A 19,352-nucleotide genomic window follows, 5' to 3' on the forward strand; every position below is an offset into this window, starting at 1 on the left:
TTACAGAGATCAGAATTTATAAGGATAATTCCATGAATCAAATTGTATCTATTTCCCATCAGCCTACGACTATAGGATCAAAGATTGTAGTCACACCAACCATCACCACCAAACGCTCAACAGCAGCCAAGCGATTGGTTAATACCAAAGGGATGGAATATCAGGACTGGCTTGAAGTGCGTAAGCAAGGCATTGGTAGTAGTGATGCTGCGACTGCCTGTGGTCTCAATCCCTACATGTCGATGTTGGAACTCTGGCTGATCAAAACAGGACGGCAGGCTCAATTCATAGAAGATGAAAGCTCAGGTGTCGCACCGTTGTATTGGGGCAAGCAACTGGAACCTTTGGTGGCAGAGTTCTATAGCATGCGCACCTATAACAAGGTGCGACGGATCAATGCGGTACTTCAGCATCCTGATCCCGATAAACACTTTATGCTAGCCAATCTGGATTACAGCGTAGTCGGCAGCGATGAAGTCCAAATTTTGGAATGCAAAACCGCAGGTGAGCATGGAGCAAAATTGTGGCGTGATGGTGTACCTTTATATGTGCTGTGTCAGGTGCAACATCAACTGGCGGTGACTGGTAAACAGGCAGCGCATGTTTGTGTCTTGATCTGTGGGCATGAAACCAAGATCTTCAAAGTGACACGATCAGAATCCGTGATTGAACATATTGTTCAAGCAGAACGATATTTCTGGGAATGCGTGGAAAAGGATACACCACCATCCGTGGATGCAAGTGAATCCGCAGCTAAAGCGATTCAACAACTTTATCCAGCGCATGTACCTTTAACGGTAGAGGATCTTTCGCAAAATGAAAATGCCAATTTGATGTTCGACCAGCTCATCAAAATGAAAGAAGAGATTCAGCATAAGCAGGAACGCTTTGACCAGCTTAAACATGAAATTCAAATGATGATGCAAGACAAGGAAAGGGCGGTCTTTGCTCATGGCTCAGTAGTCTGGAAGAAAGCCAAGGACTCTATCAGCCTCAATACCAAAGCATTGCTTCAGCACCAGCCTGAACTCATCGAGCTTTATCCACTTCAAAAGCAAGGCAGTCGTCGATTTAACATCTATACCGACTAAGCCCTATCTACAGCACCAAATCAAAAATTCACAAAAATCGCTCCCCGCTCTCTACCCTTCGGTAGAGAGCAAATCGGTCGCGATCTCTGTAGCACTTTATCTGGCTCTACATTCTTTGGGTAACTTATTTGGTCCTTGTTCTGACCTACATACATAGACCCAAATTTGTAAGGTAATACATTAAGGAATATCAACATGATTAAAGGTTTAGCAATTACCCCTCCAATTTTGGGGCGTATCAGTATCGGTCGTATGGTTGAAAAGAGTGGCAAACGCTTACCGGAAAAAGATGATCAATTCACCATTACTTCCCAGATTCAAAGCAAAGAAGGCTGGATCAAACATCCATTAGATGATCAGCTTCGAGCCAATACGCCTAATCAAAAGTTGCGCTCAATCCCCGTCAGAATGATCTTTAATGATCCTGATCTGAACTTACGCGCTGAATACACCTTATTTGACCGACAGACTGGAAGACCTATCTGTGTCGGTAATGGAGAAACCTGCCAACGTTTAACCAACCAAGGCGTGGAGCAACATCCCTGTCCATCCCCCGATTTATGTCCATTGGCTCAAGGAGGGAACTGCAAGCCCTACGGGCGTTTGCATGTGAACTTAGATGAATCGGATGAGTTTGGTACCTTCGTCTTTAGAACTACAGGCTTTAACAGTATTCGGACTTTGGCAGCACGGTTGAACTATTACCATGCAGCTTCAGGAGGGTTGTTGTCATGTCTACCCTTGCAATTGATATTGCGGGGCAAGAGTACGACACAGAGTTATCGTCAACCAGTCTATTACGTGGATCTGACTTTAAGAGAAGGGATTAGTCTGAATGATGCGATTACCCAAGCCAAACAGATTGATGAGCAAAGTAAAGCAGCTGGGTTTTATCAGGAGGCTTTGGACTTTACTGCCAGAAAGGGCTTTGGGAATGGAAGGATGGACGTAGACATGGAGGAAGGTTTGGATGTGGTTGAGGAATTTTATCAGCCTGTTGAAGGCCAGCAGATTGAGGAAACGCAGCCTGAATTTAATATTCAGCAGGGATTGAAAGGATCAGTGACGGCTTTGAATTAGATCGAAAAGGGTAAAATCTTAGATAGTATTGAGAGGGTTAAAAAATTGTTTATTCGTGACTTTATTTCATTCATGATTTTGCTTGACTGATGATATGTCCTCTCAATACTTTAATAAGCATATCTAATGTACAAAATCAAAATCGTTTTTCTCGATTTTTTTATGGTTTTAATCATGTTTACATATTTTGAATAATTTTATATCATTGCTAAAAAATCACAATATGATGCCTGATTGTGGTTTTCATCACTCTTTTTTTTGTAAGAAGATAGAAGGAGTTTGTTTTAAATCCAACCTTTTTGGGTGTGTTTATTTATGGTAAAGTACTTAATTTATTATAAAAAATTATGTACTTGTCTATTAAATGAGCGTATATTCTGTCGTCTACTGTATTCTAAAACTTCATTAAATTTTTCAAGTGAAGTACAACTTAATATATAGGGTTATTCTCATGAGTAAAATTACATACGTTTCTGTTCTTCTTTCAGCCATTTTAGGTACTTCTGTAGCTCAAGCAGCAACAGCTCCTACTCAGACTTTTGAAGTAAAGTTAACGATTAATGAGTCATGTGAATTTAACTCAGCTACAGATATCGATTTTGGAAGTTTGGATCGCTCTACTGATGCTAATAAGTTGCAAACAGGTACATTAACGGCAACTTGTACAATTGGTACTCCTTATAAAGTTGTACTGGATAGTCAACGAAAAATGACTCATGCTAATGATAGTACATCGTTTATCAACTATGATTTATTCCAAGATGCTGGTACTCAAAAAATTTGGGGTGATACAGAGGATGCTGCTTTAGTAAAAACAGGTACAGGCGGAGTAGATAGTCTTACTGTGCATGCAAAACTAAAAGGAAACACCAACGTTAAGGCTGGTGTTTATACTGACACTGTAACTGCTAAAATTCTTTACTAATTTGGTTTTATAACAAGGAGAAGGGGCTATTGAAAACTGTTCTTAAAAAAGTATTGTATGTAAAATTTTTTCATACTTTGACTTTTTCGGCTTTCTTAGTTTCCTCCTTTTCTTTGGCTCAAGCAGCTAGTTTGCAAGTATCCCCAATTTTGGTAGAGTTCACACCTAGCGATAAAGCGAAAGAATTTTGGCTTACAAATACAGGTTCGACCAATATACGTGCTCAAGTGCGTGTACAACAATGGTCTCAACTAAAGAGCCAAGAAACCCTAATCCCAACAAAAGATTTAATTGCTAGTCCGCTTATTACTGAAATTAAGCCTGGCCAAAGACAGTTAGTTCGATTAATCAAGCCTGCCAGTGTAAATATCTCCCAAGAGCAAGCTTTTCGTCTTCTAGTGGATGAATTACCAGATAACTCTCAGCAACAAAATAATTCTGGCCTTAATATACTTTTGCAATATTCAATTCCTGTATTCTATAAGAGTTCTCAGACTTCTAAGATTAATAATGGAGTAACTGCACTTGATAGTATTCAATTTAAATATACGCAAGGGCAGTTTTCAGTAAAAAATCTCTCTAATTCTTATATACGTATAAGCCAGCTTAACTATGTAGCAGCAAACGGGAAAAAAACACCCTTGATTCCCGGCTTAATGGGATATGTTTTAGCAGGTCAAACTATGTCATGGATACTTCCTCAAAAATTACCTGATAATGGGTTAGGAAAATTTCAGGCTGTTATTAATTCCGATATTAAAGAACAAGTATTACCTATTAAAAATAAATAAATTTTTATAATGATGAAAGGTAATTATTGTCATTTAATTTTGTTGGGAATCCTATCTACACAGGAAGTAGAGGCCAATCAAATAAATATTCCTGATTTTAACTCGCCCATTCAGCAAGAGCTATTTTTAGATGTTATTTTGAATCAATCTGATCCTAATGTTCTGGGGCGATTTCTTCAAAAAGATGATCAGCTTTTCGTATTTAAAGATACCCTACAACAACTTAAACTAAATTTACCTACTAATATAAATGCTAGCTCAGCTGAATATTATCTTTTAGAAGATATACCTTTTATAGACTATAATTATGATAGTTTAAATCAAAAAATATATTTTAATGTTGATATTAGAGCTCTAAATAAAATTTCTCAGTATACAGCTTATAATGTTATTGAACCCGCAAAACTAGATCCGGTTCAGGATAGGCCGGGAGTTTTATTGAATTATGATTTTTATAGCCAATATTCGGAAGACTATTTTAGTCTTAATGGAACTAACGAATTTCGCTTGTTTGGGTTAGGTGAGGGGGGGATTTTAAGTGTGTCCTCCAACTATAGCTATACGCATACAAATCAAAATTCTGAGTTGAATGCTTTGGTGTTGGATACCTATTGGCAACGTGATTTTCCTGAAAAAATGTTAACAATAAGAATTGGCGATGTGCAATCTAAATCATTAGTCTGGTCTAGATCTACGCGTCTGGGCGGAGTAAGTTTTTCTAAAAATTTTTCTCTCCAACCTTATCAAATCACTACCCCATTAGAATCATTCAAAGGTGAAGTAAGCTTACCTTCTACTGTTGATCTATTTATTAATGGGTTAAAGCAGACAAGTCAACAAGTTGTACCCGGGCAATTTGAAATAGAAACTGTTCCGATTATTACTGGAACAGGACAGGCTCAAGTTATTGTTACGGATATAAATGGACAACAACGAATTTTAAATTTTTCTTTATATGGCACTAATCAGCTTTTGAAGGATAAATTAAGTGATTGGTCTTTTAGTTTAGGCCAAACACGTTTAGCTTACGGTGAACAGTCTTTCAAATATGATGATGATCTTGTGGGGAATGCAAGTTATCGTTATGGTTTAACAAAAGATTTAACTATAGAAAGCCATATAGAATTTGCCCCTGATCTTTATTTAATAGGTGGAGGAGTAATTCAAAGATTAGGGGGGCGGGCTGGTATGCTTAATGCTGCTTACTCATTCAGCGACTATAGACATTCTAACGGGACTCTTTACCAGTTGGGGTATAGTTGGAATTCTCAATATTTGAATTTCTTTTATAATACAACCCGTCAGTCTGGTCAGTATTATGATATTGCAGGCCTCAATAGTTCTAATTTTCCTAAAAGATCTGATCAGGTTTTTCTAGGCTTTAATAATAGATTAGGTCAATTTGGCACAAGTTATATATATCAAGAATATTCTCCAGCTTCATCGAATGAGTTTATAACATTCAACTGGTCCTATTCGTTTCCTAATAACTATTATCTTAATCTAAGTGCAAATCATGACTTAACTCAAGAAGATACAAGATATTACTTGAGTCTAAATATTCCGCTAGAAAAGAAGCGTACTGTGAATTTTTCTTATCAGCAAGATCAAGAACAGGAAAAACTATCCTTAAACGCACGTCAGGCTATTTCACGTGATGTTGGAGGATGGGGCTGGCAGCTTCAAGCAGACACGGCTAGAGATACACAAAATATTCAGGCTCAGATTGCTCAAATGCATGATTATGGTGAGTGGAACATTGGTTTTCAGGAAGTCAAATCAAAAAACATTTCATCTCGGATAGCCAATAGTGCATTAAGTGGTAGTGTATTGATGATGAATCAAAGTTTTTTTCCAATGCAGCGTTCTTTTGATTCTTTTGCCTTAATTTCAACCTCGCAAATTTCTGATATTCCCGTTAAATTAGAAAATAGATATGTAGGAAAAACGAATAAAAATGGGGAGTTAGTGGTTACTTCCCTAAACCCATATCAAAATAACCGTATTACAATTGATCCATTAGAATTACCTCCAGATTATCATATTGAAACCACAGTCAAGAATGCTGTTCCAAGATATGCGAGTGGAGTATTCCTTGAGTTTCCTATTTCTCAAATATTAGCCATTCAAGCAGTCATTAAACAAGCAAATGGAAATTTCATAAAAGCCGGAACTAATGTTTGGGCTACCGAAGATTTTAATTTAGAAGATACCGGACCTCTTACTATAGTTGCACATGATGGCATGATTTATATTGAGAATCCTAAAGCTAATAAATTCTATTTAAAGCAAAATGATCAGATTTGTAGCTTTGAAATAAAAGACTTAAGTGACCAAAAAGGTATTATTGATTTAGGAGAATTGATATGCGAATAATAAAAAAACCAATGCATTATTATTTATCAATTAAAAATTTCACTTTTATATCCAGTCTCTTTTTAGGTGTAATGCTGGCAGGTGAAACTCAAGCAGCTAAATGTAGAATCTCATCACCCACTACTTTGAATTTCGGCGAAGTTAATATTGGAGGAGGGCGAGCTTTTACTACAGTTGAAGTGGTGTGTGATCCGGAAAATAATGCACCAACAAACTTTAGAGTATGTTTGACAGCAGATAGTTGGTTTTCTAATGAAACAAGACGCTACATCTATAATTTATTCAGCAGTCTGTCATATAACCTTTTTTATGATGCTGGTTACAATAATGTAATTAGAAATCAGCTCAATACATCCGGTTGTTATGATTATAGGGCGACTTCGGGACAAGAAGTGAGAGGTACTATTCCAATATATGGATATTTATACCCTAACCAAAATACTTTTGCAGGAACTTATAGATCCTTAACTTTATCAACAGAAATTTTATATGCATTTGCTCGAGGTAATACTCAACCTACTGATAATAATGTCTTAACTTCTCGTTTAAGTCATTCTGCTAATATGACTGTATTGGCTGAGTATGAAAATGCATGTGTTTTACTCTCAGCTAGTGATTTAGACTTTGGACAGATCAGTAATTTATCAACTGAGCTACGTACGAGTGGGCAAATTTCATTGCAGTGTCCAAACCGGGTATCATGGAATGTCAGCTTAAATAATGGGAGATATGCCTCGGGTAGCCAAAGACGTATGTTTAATGGCCGTGATTATATTAATTATGATTTATATTTAGATAGTGGAAGAGCTCAGAAGTGGGATCAATTTACTTTAAGAAAGGGTAGTGGTAATAATAATCCAGAATTTATTCCAGTCTATGGAAGCGTACCAGTACAATCAATTAAAAGTGCAGGCAGCTATCATGACACGATTACTATTACACTCACTTATTAATAGGTTATAGTCGCTATTACGTTATCGCTATAAACACCCGCTGGAACATTTGTCGCACCATCATTAATTTTTGCCCAAATTTTAAAAGCTTGGTCAGTGCCTGTTCCCGTATTTGAGTAAACTGCTTCTGATGAATTCCCCCAAACAGTTTTGAAGCCAGCATCCTGATAGAGTTGATAAGGAATCTGTATAGAGCTGTCTTGAGTGTTTTTCAATACCTTATCACTATGTAAAGCTATTGAGTAAGGTGTATCTTGAGTACAACTAATATTTAAATTACCTGAGCTAGTAACATTATTGGTAGATCTCTGAATAGATCCAAAATCAATTTCTTGAGACTGACTGCTTTGAATTTCACAACGTTCTGTTACAGTGAGTTGCACTTTGAAGTTGGTTGAAGAATTATCATTTATCTGGGTGTAGGCAATTGAAGATAGTAAGATTATGAAACCTAAAGAGTATTTTAATTTTTTCATAATTTATATCCCCAACACTTTAATATTCAACAAGTATTTTTCATACCTAGAATAATACAATTCACGCAATTCTTCTATAACAATGAGATAATTTTAAAGTGTTAACTTTGTTGAATAGATTAGTTCAATTCAGAAAAGTAACACTTATATCCGTTTTAAAGTTTCAACGAAATATTATAGTTTTTTTAACCAAAAGAATATTCAACTTAAGTTAATAGTTAGACTGCTTGGGTAATCTCCCCTGAAAATAAAAGATTCTAAAACTATAATTTTCTTTCAACATACGAGATAGCTTCATTTTGAATTTGAATCAAATTGATCTACTCTCGTGCCTATTGATGCAAGTGATGCTCAGAGGAACGTCCACCGTACAGAGTTTCATCAAACTGTTTACTAGGTGTGTCTTACTTTACAGGAGGGCATTAGCCTGAATGATGCGATTATTCAGGCGAAGCAAATTGATGAACAGAGCAAGCAGGCGGGGTTTTATCAGGAGGCTTTGGACTTTACTGCAAGGAAGGGCTTTGGGAATGGAAGGATGGACGTAGACATGGAGGAAGGTTTGGATGTAATTGAGGAGTTTTATCAGCCTGTTGAAGGCCAGCAGATTGAGGAAACGCAGCCTGAATTTAATATTCAGCAGGGATTGAAAGGATCAGTGACGGCTTTAAATTAAATCGTACAGGGTAAAACCTTACGAGATTGCCGTATCTCATGAGCGAGTTGCTCGAAATCATGAGATAGGAGTAAACATCATGAATGCATTTGTTGGTCAAACTTTCCCGATGAATCAAATCGTTAATATTAAAGAGGTGGTTCAATTTACAAGTATTAGTCGAGCTAAAATCTATGAAATGATCAATGAGAAATCAAAATACTACGATCCTACTTTTCCAAAGCCTGTGCGACTAAGTGAATCTCGTATTGGCTGGTCAGCTTGGGAAATAAATCAATGGATTGAAGATAAGCTGGAAAATCGTGAATAAAAGTGGGGAGCTTCGGCTCCCTTATTTTTTGGTTTTCAGTAAACTATGGAAATGTTAAAAATCTAAAGAATAAAATGAATCAAGCCATTCACTACTACAATCAAAAGATGCTTTAAACGACATTTTCTGTCGCTGAGTGAAATCAATTCAGTGATTAATCACTATTTTTTTCCAAAAGTTCAACAAAATTTCAGTAAGATAAAGGTAAGCAAGTTTTCAGTTGATGCTACTGCGTCAAATAAGAACCAGGATTTTTCAGAACACTATGACCAACAATAACTTTTCACAAATCGCTTCTTTCATCTGGTCGGTTGCCGACCTGCTGCGTGGTGACTTCAAACAATCGCAATATGGCCGCATCATTCTGCCATTCACCTTGTTGCGTCGTCTGGAATGTGTACTGGAAGAAAGCAAGGCGGCGGTACTGGCAGAACATGAAAAAGTCTCCAAGCTGAATCTGCCAGAAGAAGCACAAGAAAAGTTATTGCTGCGTGCCACCAACGGTCTAGCCTTCTTTAACACCTCCCCAATGGATCTCAGCAAAATGGGGCAGAGTGATATCAAGGCCAACTTAAGCACTTATGTGCAAAGTTTCTCTAAAGATGCCCGTGAGATTTTTGAATACTTTAACTTCATCGAATTTGCAGGCTTACTCGATGATGCCAACCTTTTGTATAAAGTCGTGCAAAAGTTTGCCACCACAGATCTGAGTCCAAAGAACGTATCCAACCATGACATGGGTTTGGTGTTTGAAGAACTGATCCGTCGTTTTGCCGAAGGTTCTAATGAAACCGCAGGGGAACACTTTACCCCGCGTGACATTGTACGTCTGACCACGGCACTGGTGTTTATGGAAGATGATGACGTACTGACCAAGGACGGCATTATCCGCACCATTTACGATCCTACAGCGGGGACAGGTGGCTTCCTCTCTTCCGGTATGGAATATCTGCATGAGCTGAATCCGAATGCGGTGATGCGTGCTTTTGGTCAGGAACTCAATCCAGAATCCTACGCCATCTGTAAAGCCGACATGCTGATTAAAGGTCAGGATGTAAGCCGAATCAAACTGGGCAATACCTTGTCGAATGACCAGCTTGCTGTGGATCAGTTTGACTACATGCTGTCGAATCCACCCTTTGGCGTGGACTGGAAAAAGATCGAACAGGACATCAAGGACGAGCATGAACACAAGGGCTTTGATGGCCGTTTCGGTGCAGGCTTGCCACGGGTATCGGATGGCTCACTATTATTCCTGATGCACCTGATCAGCAAGATGCGTGATGCCAGTAGTAGCGAGAGCGGTAGCCGCATTGGCATTATCCTGAATGGTTCACCTTTATTTACCGGTAGTGCAGGCAGTGGCGAAAGCGAGATCCGTCGCTACATTTTAGAGGCCGACTTGCTTGAAGCCATTATTGCCTTACCGAACGACATGTTCTACAACACCGGGATTGCCACCTATATCTGGGTACTCAGCAATAAAAAAGCCGCTGAACGCAAAGGCAAGGTACAACTGATCAATGCCTCCCACCTCAGTACCAAAATGCGTAAGTCGTTGGGTTCAAAACGTAACTATCTGACTGAAGCTGAAATTGCCACCATTACCCAAAATTACGGTGACTTTGTCGCGGTAGATACTTTGGCAAACGATGGCGAAACCGAACAGCAAAAACCATTCGCCAGCAAGATTTTTGACAGCCATGAATTTGGCTACCGTCGCGTGACCATTGAACGTCCATTACGTTTATCGGCACAGATCACGGATAGCGCGATTGCTGCATTACGCTTTGCCCCGAAACCGTTTAATGCCGTGATGCAAAGCATCGATGCGCAATTGGGCACAGCCTTTGGTACAGCATGGACTGCTGAAACTTATGGTCAGTTGCAGGACGTTGCCCTTGAGGTGCGTGCCCTGATTAAAGCGGAATTCCCTGAGCTAAAAGAAAAAGACATTAAAGAGGTACTGGACAGCAAAATCTGGCTGTTGCAGAAAGCCCTGATGGAAAAAGCCCAAGCGTTACAGGCCGTGATCGGCACTGAGCAGTTTGATGACTTTAACCAGTTTGATGAAGTGCTGAAAAAAGCCCTCAAGCAGACCGACATCAAGCTGGATGCCAAAGAGAAGAAACAGCTGTTAGATGTCATTACTTGGAAGAATCCGGAAGCAGAACCAGTGATTAACAAGGTCGTGAAACAGGCGGAAAATCCACTATATGGCCAGTTCAGCTACCAGGGCAAAGTGGTCGAGTTTGTGCAGGATGGGGATTTGCGTGATGCCGAGAACATTGCACTGAATCCAAAAGTCAGTACCACGGAACTGATTGAAGATTACTTCAAACGTGAAGTACAGCCACACGTGCCTGATGCATGGATCAATGCCGACAAGCGCGATGAAAAAGATGGCGAGATTGGTATTGTGGGTTATGAAATTCCGTTTAACCGTCATTTCTACGTGTACCAGCCACCGCGTGACTTAGCTGAGATTGATGCCGATCTGGATGCAGTGAGTGCCGAGATTATGCAGCTGCTGCAAGAGGTGCATTCCTAATGGCAAAGTATCAGGCCTATGCGGAGTATAAGGATTCAGGTGTTCAATGGTTAGGTGAGATTCCGAGTCATTGGAAATTAACGCGATTAAAATTCTTGGCAAAAATTAGAAATGGTCAAGATTATAAGCATGTAGAAACTGAAACAGGCTTCCCTGTTATGGGATCGGGTGGGCAATTTACTTTTAGCTCTACTTATATGTTTAATAGGCCTTCAGTGCTCTTGGGGCGCAAAGGGACAATTGATAAACCACTTTATATTGATGAGCCATTTTGGACAGTTGATACGATGTATTACACTGAAGTGAATAAGGACATTGATGTAAAATATTTTTATTACTTAAGCAAAACTATTCTCTTTAATCGCTATTCAACTAATACAGCTTTACCAAGTATGACACAAGAGAACCTCAATAATTTTGAGTTTTCTGTACCTCCCAGTGTTTTCGAACGAAATCAGATTAGAAATTTCCTCGACCATGAAACCGCCAAAATCGATCACCTGATTGAACAACAACAACAACTGATTGAACTGCTCAAAGAAAAACGCCAGGCGGTGATTAGCCATGCCGTGACCAAAGGACTCGATCCCAATGTCCCGATGAAAGATTCGGGTGTGGAATGGTTAGGGGAAGTGCCGGAGCATTGGAAAATTATAAAAGGTGGCTATATAGGAACCTTATTTGGCTCTGAATCTATTCAAGAAGATGATGTTACTGATCAAGGATCATTACCCTTTATTAAGGTTTCATCCTTATCGGCAGAAACATTCAAACTAAGTAATATTGACTGGTTTGTCTCAGAAAGAAGAGCTAAATTTTGTAAAGCTGAAAAAAATTATATTGTTTTTCCAAAACGTGGAGCAGCAATCTTTACGAATAAAGTTAATGTTATAGAAGTTGATTCAGTCATTGATCCTAATTTAATGGGGTGGAAAATTGGGAAACAAGGGATAACGGAATATTTTGCGTTATTGTTAAAAACGAGAGGATTGGATGATATTGCAGATGTATCAACTGTACCTCAAATAAATAATAAACATATTGCACCAGAAAAATTTCCGTTACCTCCACTAAGTGAGCAATGTGAAATAGTGAAATTTGTGGGTATGGAATTAACGAAATTTGATGAAATGATATTAAAAGCAGAATCCGCAATTCAGCTCATGCAAGAGCGCCGAACCGCCTTAATCTCAGCCGCAGTGACTGGAAAGATTGACGTTCGCCACTGGCAAGCCCCAACGGTTGCTGAGGCACACCCGGAGTTAAGCGCATGAGTCTAGATGCCACCCGTGAAAGCATTTTCCAGAACGACATCATTCAGCAGATGCTGGCTCAGGGCTGGCAACTCGGTACGCCACAAGGCTACAACCGTGAAACCGCCTTGTATGAGCAAGACGTACTAGATTTTGTGCAACAAACCCAAGCACAAGACTGGCAGAAGTTTCAGCGCATCTTTCCGCAAGATACCGAACGGCATTTTCTAGAAACCGTGGTTGCCCAGCTGAAGAAAGCCGACATCAATGCCACTGATGAACAGTCACGTAGCTATGGCACTTTAGGTGTACTGCGTCACGGAGTTAAAACCCGCAGCGCACGTTTTTTCCTCTGTCAGTTTAAACCAGAACATGCGCTGAATCCCGATACCTTAGCCAATTACAAAAAGAACATCTGCCGCATTGTGCCAGAGTTGGTCTATAGCCCGTATGCTACGGCTGCCGAGTTACAGGACATGGGCAAACAGGCCAAGAAATGGCGTATTGACTTGGTATTGTTTATCAACGGCTTTCCGGTGGCAACACTGGAACTCAAGTCCGAGTTTAAGCAGGCGGTGCAGAATGCCATGTTGCAGTACAAACGCACCCGCTTGCCGAAAGATCCAGAAACCAACAAGCCTGAACCCTTGCTGACGTTTAAGCGTGGCGCATTGGTACATTTTGCCGTGAGTCAATACGAAGTCTATATGGCGACCCAACTGGCCGGAGAAGATACTTTCTTCCTGCCATTCAATAAAGGCACGCATGACGGTGGCGCAGGCAATGATGTGCCAGAAGACCAGAATCAGTACGCTACGGCCTATCTGTGGAACGAAGTTCTCACACCGGACAATTTGCTGAATATCATTGGACGTTTTGTCCATCTGCAAATTGAAGAAAAAGAAGACTGGGAAGGCCGCAAGTACAAAAAAGAACTGCTGATCTTCCCGCGTTACCACCAGTGGAATGTGGTCACCAAACTGATCAATGCCGCCTTAGAGGAGGGCACTGGACAGAAATATCTGATTCAGCACAGTGCAGGTTCAGGTAAGTCCAACTCGATTGCCTGGACAGCACATCAGCTGTCGACCCTGTACGATCAACACAATCAGAAACTGTTTGATTCGGTGATTGTGGTCACTGACCGTACTATTCTGGATGCCCAGTTACAGGACACCATCTACCAGTTTGAACATGCCGATGGCGTGGTCGGACGCATCAATAATAAAGAAGGCGATGGCTCCAAATCGGAAAAACTGGCCAAGGCACTGGAAACCTCACAGCCGATTATTATTGTGACCATCCAGACTTTCCCCTTTGTGCTGCGTGCGATTGAAAACAGTACCAATCTGAAACAGCGACGTTATGCGGTGATTGCCGATGAAGCGCATTCTTCACAAAGCGGCTCTACGGCACGACAACTCAAAGAAGTGTTGATGCTGGAAGAGCGCGAAGAGGATGCTGAACTGTCTTCGGAAGATATTCTGGATGCGGTGGTGGCTGCACGTAAGGGCAGTAATAACCTCAGCTACTATGCCTTTACCGCGACACCTAAAGACAAAACCCTGCAACTGTTTGGCCGTGTACCCAATCCTGAGCTACCGCCATCCAAGCAAAACAAGCCGGAAGCTTTCCATGTCTACTCCATGCGCCAAGCAATTGAAGAAGGCTTTATTTTGGATGTGCTGAAAAACTATACCAACTATAAAGTGGTGTATAAGCTCAAACAGAAAATTGAAGAAGCCGACAAACAGGTCGATGCCAAAAAAGCCAAGATCAGACTGAATCAGTGGGTGCGCCTGCATGACCACAACATTTCTCAGAAAGTGAAAGTCATTGTCGAGCATTTCAAAAATAACGTGATGGGCTTATTGGGTGGACAAGCCAAAGCCATGGTGGTGACCAGTTCACGTAAAGAAGCGGTGCGTTACAAGCTCGCTTTTGATAAATACGTGACGGATCAGGGCTATAAGTCCATTCAGGCTATGGTCGCATTCTCGGGTGAGGTTGAGTTTAATGACAAGGATACCGACAGCAGTGGTTTAGTCGGGCAGACCTTTAATGAACGCAACATGAACCCGGGACTGAAAGGGCGGGAAATGCGTAAGGCCTTTGATAGTGATGACTATCAGGTGATGCTGGTGGCCAACAAGTTCCAGACTGGCTTTGACCAACCGAAACTGTGTGCCATGTACGTAGACAAAAAGCTGGGTGGTGTTGAGTGCGTACAAACCTTGTCACGCTTGAACCGTACCTATCCGGGCAAAGCGGAATCTGGCACCTTTGTCTTGGATTTCTTTAACGATCCTGAAGACATTCTTGGGGCCTTCCAGCCTTACTATCAAACCGCAGAACTGGCTGATGTATCGAATCCGGATCAGATCTTTGACTTGTTTGAAAAGCTGAAAGCTACCAAGATTTTTCTGTGGACGGAAGTTGAACAGTTTGTAGAAGCCTTTTTTACCAAGAACAAATCCAATGCTGCGATCAGTAATATCTGCAAACCCGCGGTTGAACGCTGGCAGAAACGTTATAGTCAGGCCATCGAAGCCTATAACACCACCCGTGACATGCTGGAACGCTGCAAGAAAACCAATGATGCAGTGCTGATTGCCAATGCCGACAATGCCTTTAAAGAGGCTAAGCTTGAAAAAGACAAGCTGGAAATCTTTAAAAAAGACTTGGGAAGCTTTACTCGTTTTTACGAGTTTATGTCGCAGATCGTGGACTACGATGACAAAGAACTGGAGAAGCTCAGTCTGTATGCGCGTAACCTGCGTCCATTGCTGCGAGAAACCGCAACGAAAGACGATGAGGTGGATCTAAGTAATGTCAGTATGAGCCATTACCGCTTGTCCAAGATCCGTCAGCAAGACATCAAGCTGAAAGAAGATGCTGAAGATTTTAAGCTGGAACCGGGCAATGACCTCGGTGCAGCCAAGCCACGCGATAAGAAAGAAGAATTCCTGTCTCAGATCATTGAGCGTCTGAATGATGTCTTTATCACCGATAACCTAACCGATAAAGACATGCTGAACTATGCCTATACGGTACGTGACAAACTGGCTGAGAATGAAATAGTCATGAAGCAGATTGCCAACAATACCCGTGAACAAGCCATGCTGGGTGATTTCCCGAAAGCGATGGATGATGCCATTCTTGGCAGTAGTGCGGCACATCAGGAACAGATGATGCAGTTGCTGTCTGATCCGGCGAAGGCCAGCATCTTTGCGAGAGTGATCTTTGATATGTTGAGTGGTGGGTAATTTTAGAGAGAGGGGGAAAGAGAATGCAAATTGATGCCCAAGTAAAAAGTATTTCAGATATTAATCAATTCTTTATTGTTCCTGATTATCAAAGGGAATATGTATGGAAAGCTAATGATCAAGTAAAACAATTCATCACAGATATAGATAATGCTTTTGAAACTTCAAATAATGATTCGAGCTACTATCTAGGGTCTGTAATTATTGTTAAAAAACAGGATAATTATGATGTCATAGATGGTCAGCAACGTCTTACTACAATTGTACTAACTCTCTGTGCATTAAAAGATTTTTTAGAAAGTATTACCCGTACTGAATCTGCTGAAAACTTTTATAACGCGATTAAATCATGGTTATCGACTTTCAATATGAAAACGGCAACCCATCAAAACCGTGTAGAGTTGCAATACGAAGAAAGCCAAAATTATTTAGGCTATCTTATTCATAAAAAAGAATACAAAGGTAAAGTTACGCCATCTATTCAAAAAATGCAGGCTGCCTATGATGCGATGTATGAATATATTGCAAGTTTGAAGAATGAAGGACAAGAGCATCTGGTTGATTTTATTACTTTCTTTTTTAATAAAATTGTCCTAGTTTTTATTGTTTCTGCGGACCTTCATGGCGCATTGAAAATATTTGAAACCAGTAATCAGCGTGGGGCAAGCCTGGATGCTATGGATTTGGTTAAAAATCTTATTTTTAGTGAAGCTAATGAAAAAGATTTTCCGGATATCAAATCTAAATGGAAAATGGTTGTTGGAAATATCCATGCATGTAAGGAAGGGGAGAACCCATTACGCTTCCTACGATATTTCTTAATGGCACGTTACTGTAATAATGGAATTCTACGTGAGGAAGATATTTATAAATGGATCATTTCTGAGGGTGAGCCATTAATCAACTATAAAAATAAACCAATCGAATTTGTAAATGCATTATTGAGTGCTTCAGAACGCTATTCAAAATTAGTTAATGCGACAAGTTTAGCTGATCATCATCAAGCTTACCCTGCTGTAGTTAATATAGGCTACATTAATAAATATATGTCCAGACAGCACTTATTACTGTTGTTGGCCTTAGATGTTAATTGTGAAGATGAAGTGATCAATTATCTTGCAAAACAATTAGAAACTTTGTTTTTTGTGAGTAATACATTAGGTATACAGGCAAAATATAACGAGAACAATTTTAGTATATGGGTGCAATATTTCCGTGGCTTAAAAACCATTGAACAGGTAAAAGTTGCTGTTGAAAAAACTATTGCAAAATATATAACTAAAAAGGCGGCAGAATTTAAACAAACCTTCTTAACGAAACGTCATGATGCTTTTAATCCGCTTTATCGTCTGCGTTATATTCTAGGTACATTGGAAAATAAAGCGGCTGAGCTTTGTAATATGCCACTCAAGGACCATGGATTTATCCAAAGTCTGCAAGTTGAACATATTTTACCTCAGACACCTAAGGCTGATGTAATTCCTGAAGAGTATGGGGCTGACTATTTAGAATATAGTGGCCAAGTTTATATGTTAGGTAATGTGACATTATTAGAAAGTCAGATTAATCAGGCGGTTAATAATTTTAATAACCTAAGTGCAGATTGGTTTAAACAAAAGCAATCTGAGTATAAAAATTCAGCATTAGTACTGAGTAAAATGCTAGATAATGAGTTTAGTATTGGTAAAAATACCTCAACCAATCAATTTATCCATGATTATAAGTATGCTTTTACTGAATGGAAAAAGGAGCAGATTCTACAGCGTCAGCAAGTTTTATTGAATTTAGCTCTTTTGGCTTGGACAATTAATGGGCAAAGAATAGACCAATATAAATTTGCTGATGAAAATGAGCAACGTACAAACATAGATCAAGTTGTTACAGCTGTATTATAAGGAAACTGTAAGTCAAGGTAATCTTAGATCATTCTACATATTCAATATATTGTTTAATTATTTATTAAAATGACATTTAACTTTATTCCAGTAGCCACTTCGGTGGCTACTGGAATAAAAAGCCTACTATAGAAACTTTTAGAAGTTTTGAAGAGAAAAAATATCATGGTTGCAAAATAGCCCAAAAATTTAGCCTATTGCATAGACTATTTACCCTATCTTTTGCTTCGGAAAAGGCACTATTTTGTTTCTCAAACTATCAATAAAGTCTGACCATTCCTGCATCATCTTAGTTCTATATTCTAAATGTTGTGCATGGTTGTAGGCTTGAGAGACGGCATTTCCGACAGTATGTGCTAACTGTATTTCAATTGCATCATGCATATAGCCTTGCTCATGTAGTGTAGTAGATGCAAGTCCACGGAAGCCATGACCAGTCATTTTTCCCGTATATCCCATGGTGCGAATCGCACTTAACAGAGCGTTGTTGCTCAGAGGCTTAGCTGTACTGTGGTTATAAAAAACAAATTGCTTATTACCAGTAATGGGCTGTAACCCTTTGAGTAATTCAATAGCCTGCCTAGATAAAGGAACAATATGTGGTAAAGCCATTTTCATCTTATAAGCTGGAATTCTCCATAAACGATTATCAAAATCAATCTCATTCCATTCCATGTTAATGAGCTCGGCAGTTCTTACAAATGTTAGAGTCATAAACTGTAAAGCTGTCTTAACCAAGATATTGCCGTGATAACGATCCATCCGTTCTAAGAAAGGCGGAAACTCAGAAATATCTAGGCGAGCCATATGTTTTACTTTACGTGGCTTGAGAGCTTCTTGAAGGTGGGGTGTAGGGTCATTCTCAATGAGTCCTTTACGGATCGCATAACGAAAAATACGCCCAGCTAAAGGAATAGAGCGTTTAGCCATCTCCTGAGCACCACGTGCCTCAATTTGCTTAGCACAAGCAAGGACATCTTTTCCTTTAATCTGATCAATAGGTATATTACCTAAAGCAGGGAACAGGTCTTTTTCAAATACAGATAGGTCACGTAAATATGTACCTTCTTTAATAACAGTTTTACGATCCTCCATCCACTCCATAGCAAGCGCTTTGAAAAGAATGCTTTCATCGGCTTGTTGTTTCTTTTGCTTTTTCTCTTTATTGGGATTAATCCCATCTTTAAGTTTTAATCGTGCTTCATCTCTAGCACGGCGAGCCTGTGCAAGCGTAGTTTCAGGGTATGTACCAATACTGAAGATATTCTCTTTACCATTCAAACGAAACTTCATTCGCCAATGCATTCCTCCAGAAGGAGTGACCTCTAGATACATACCTTTTTCGTCAGAGTATTTAGTTTTCTTTTCTGAAGGTTTTATTTTTCTGACTTGAGCATCTGTAAGCATGGCAATAATTCCGCAGAATTGGGGGTATAATTTTAGGGGTAAAATATTATACCCCTAGTTATACCCCCAACTGCATCAAGCTTGCAATAGATCAAGTAGATTGTATAAGACGTAAAAAAAAAGCTTAAACCCTTTAGATTTAAGCTTTTTTAGACCTTATGGGACTTCATAAGAGTTGAATTTGGCGGTGAAAGAGGGATTCGAACCCTCGAAACGCTATAAACGTTTACACACTTTCCAGGCGTGCTCCTTCAGCCACTCGGACACTTCACCTTTTGCGCGGTGGATAATAGCGAAAAAAA

The 19,352-nt window shown here is 39.7% G+C and carries 13 protein-coding genes, 1 tRNA gene and 1 pseudogene; 12 read left to right on the top strand and 3 right to left on the bottom strand.

From position 1 onward, the window contains the following. The first annotated feature begins 32 nt into the window (after positions 1-32). The 6 genes from MST16_RS01060 to MST16_RS01085 all read left to right on the top strand — a co-directional run bounded on the left by MST16_RS01060 (position 33) and on the right by MST16_RS01085 (position 7,216). Complete coding sequence (locus MST16_RS01060) at positions 33-1,091, top strand: YqaJ viral recombinase family protein (RefSeq protein ID WP_180010603.1); 1,059 nt, start codon at positions 33-35, stop codon at positions 1,089-1,091. 195 nt (positions 1,092-1,286) lie between these two features. Then, positions 1,287-2,171, top strand: a complete 885-nt coding sequence (locus MST16_RS01065) for a hydrolase or metal-binding protein (RefSeq protein WP_180010601.1) — start codon at positions 1,287-1,289, stop codon at positions 2,169-2,171. A gap of 451 nt (positions 2,172-2,622) precedes the next feature. After that, on the top strand, positions 2,623-3,096 hold the full coding sequence (locus MST16_RS01070; protein WP_180010599.1) for a spore coat U domain-containing protein: 474 nt from the start codon (positions 2,623-2,625) through the stop codon (positions 3,094-3,096). Positions 3,097-3,125: 29 nt separating this feature from the next. Continuing rightward, positions 3,126-3,887, top strand: a complete 762-nt coding sequence (locus MST16_RS01075; protein ID WP_180010597.1) for a molecular chaperone — start codon at positions 3,126-3,128, stop codon at positions 3,885-3,887. 9 nt (positions 3,888-3,896) lie between these two features. After that, the gene (locus MST16_RS01080; RefSeq protein ID WP_180010595.1) at positions 3,897-6,263 is read left to right on the top strand and encodes a fimbria/pilus outer membrane usher protein; all 2,367 of its coding nucleotides are present in this window, start codon (positions 3,897-3,899) and stop codon (positions 6,261-6,263) included. Beyond that, a complete protein-coding gene (locus tag MST16_RS01085) occupies positions 6,254-7,216 on the top strand; it encodes a spore coat protein U domain-containing protein (protein ID WP_180010593.1) in 963 nt (320 codons plus the stop codon). Before MST16_RS01080 ends, MST16_RS01085 begins: the two co-directional genes overlap by 10 nt. On the opposite strand, the gene MST16_RS01090 is transcribed toward MST16_RS01085, so the two are convergent. Next, entirely contained in the window at positions 7,213-7,692 is a 480-nt protein-coding gene (locus MST16_RS01090; RefSeq protein WP_180010591.1) for a spore coat U domain-containing protein, read from the bottom strand. The genes MST16_RS01085 and MST16_RS01090 overlap by 4 nt on opposite strands. A 320-nt stretch (positions 7,693-8,012) precedes the next feature. Between MST16_RS01090 and MST16_RS01095 the strand changes: the two are divergent. From MST16_RS01095 to MST16_RS01120, 6 genes and pseudogenes are all read left to right on the top strand, one after another. After that, positions 8,013-8,368: pseudogene (locus tag MST16_RS01095) on the top strand (hydrolase or metal-binding protein); the annotation flags it as partial. A 79-nt stretch (positions 8,369-8,447) separates the two neighbouring features. Continuing rightward, positions 8,448-8,678: an AlpA family transcriptional regulator gene (locus tag MST16_RS01100; protein ID WP_004884796.1), complete on the top strand. Its 231-nt coding sequence runs from the start codon at positions 8,448-8,450 to the stop codon at positions 8,676-8,678. 265 nt (positions 8,679-8,943) lie between these two features. Further along, positions 8,944-11,229: a class I SAM-dependent DNA methyltransferase gene (locus MST16_RS01105; RefSeq protein ID WP_180010589.1), complete on the top strand. Its 2,286-nt coding sequence runs from the start codon at positions 8,944-8,946 to the stop codon at positions 11,227-11,229. Further along, positions 11,229-12,503 carry a restriction endonuclease subunit S gene (locus MST16_RS01110; protein ID WP_180010587.1) on the top strand — a complete coding sequence of 425 codons (1,275 nt, stop codon included), beginning with the start codon at positions 11,229-11,231 and terminating at the stop codon, positions 12,501-12,503. The genes MST16_RS01105 and MST16_RS01110 overlap by 1 nt, the downstream gene beginning before the upstream one ends. Next, positions 12,500-15,748: a type I restriction endonuclease subunit R gene (locus MST16_RS01115; protein WP_180010585.1), complete on the top strand. Its 3,249-nt coding sequence runs from the start codon at positions 12,500-12,502 to the stop codon at positions 15,746-15,748. The genes MST16_RS01110 and MST16_RS01115 overlap by 4 nt, the downstream gene beginning before the upstream one ends. A 23-nt stretch (positions 15,749-15,771) precedes the next feature. After that, positions 15,772-17,643 (top strand): DUF262 domain-containing protein, encoded by a 1,872-nt coding sequence (locus tag MST16_RS01120; RefSeq protein WP_110974203.1) that lies wholly within the window; start codon positions 15,772-15,774, stop codon positions 17,641-17,643. 210 nt (positions 17,644-17,853) lie between these two features. Here the strand turns inward: MST16_RS01120 and MST16_RS01125 are convergent, their stop codons facing one another. Beyond that, a complete protein-coding gene (locus MST16_RS01125) occupies positions 17,854-19,050 on the bottom strand; it encodes an integrase arm-type DNA-binding domain-containing protein (protein WP_180010583.1) in 1,197 nt (398 codons plus the stop codon). A gap of 182 nt (positions 19,051-19,232) precedes the next feature. Further along, a tRNA-Ser gene (locus tag MST16_RS01130) sits at positions 19,233-19,323 on the bottom strand. Positions 19,324-19,352 lie beyond the last annotated feature (29 nt).

Source organism: Acinetobacter sp. YH16040_T, assembly GCF_024605785.1.
GTDB lineage: Bacteria > Pseudomonadota > Gammaproteobacteria > Pseudomonadales > Moraxellaceae > Acinetobacter > Acinetobacter amyesii.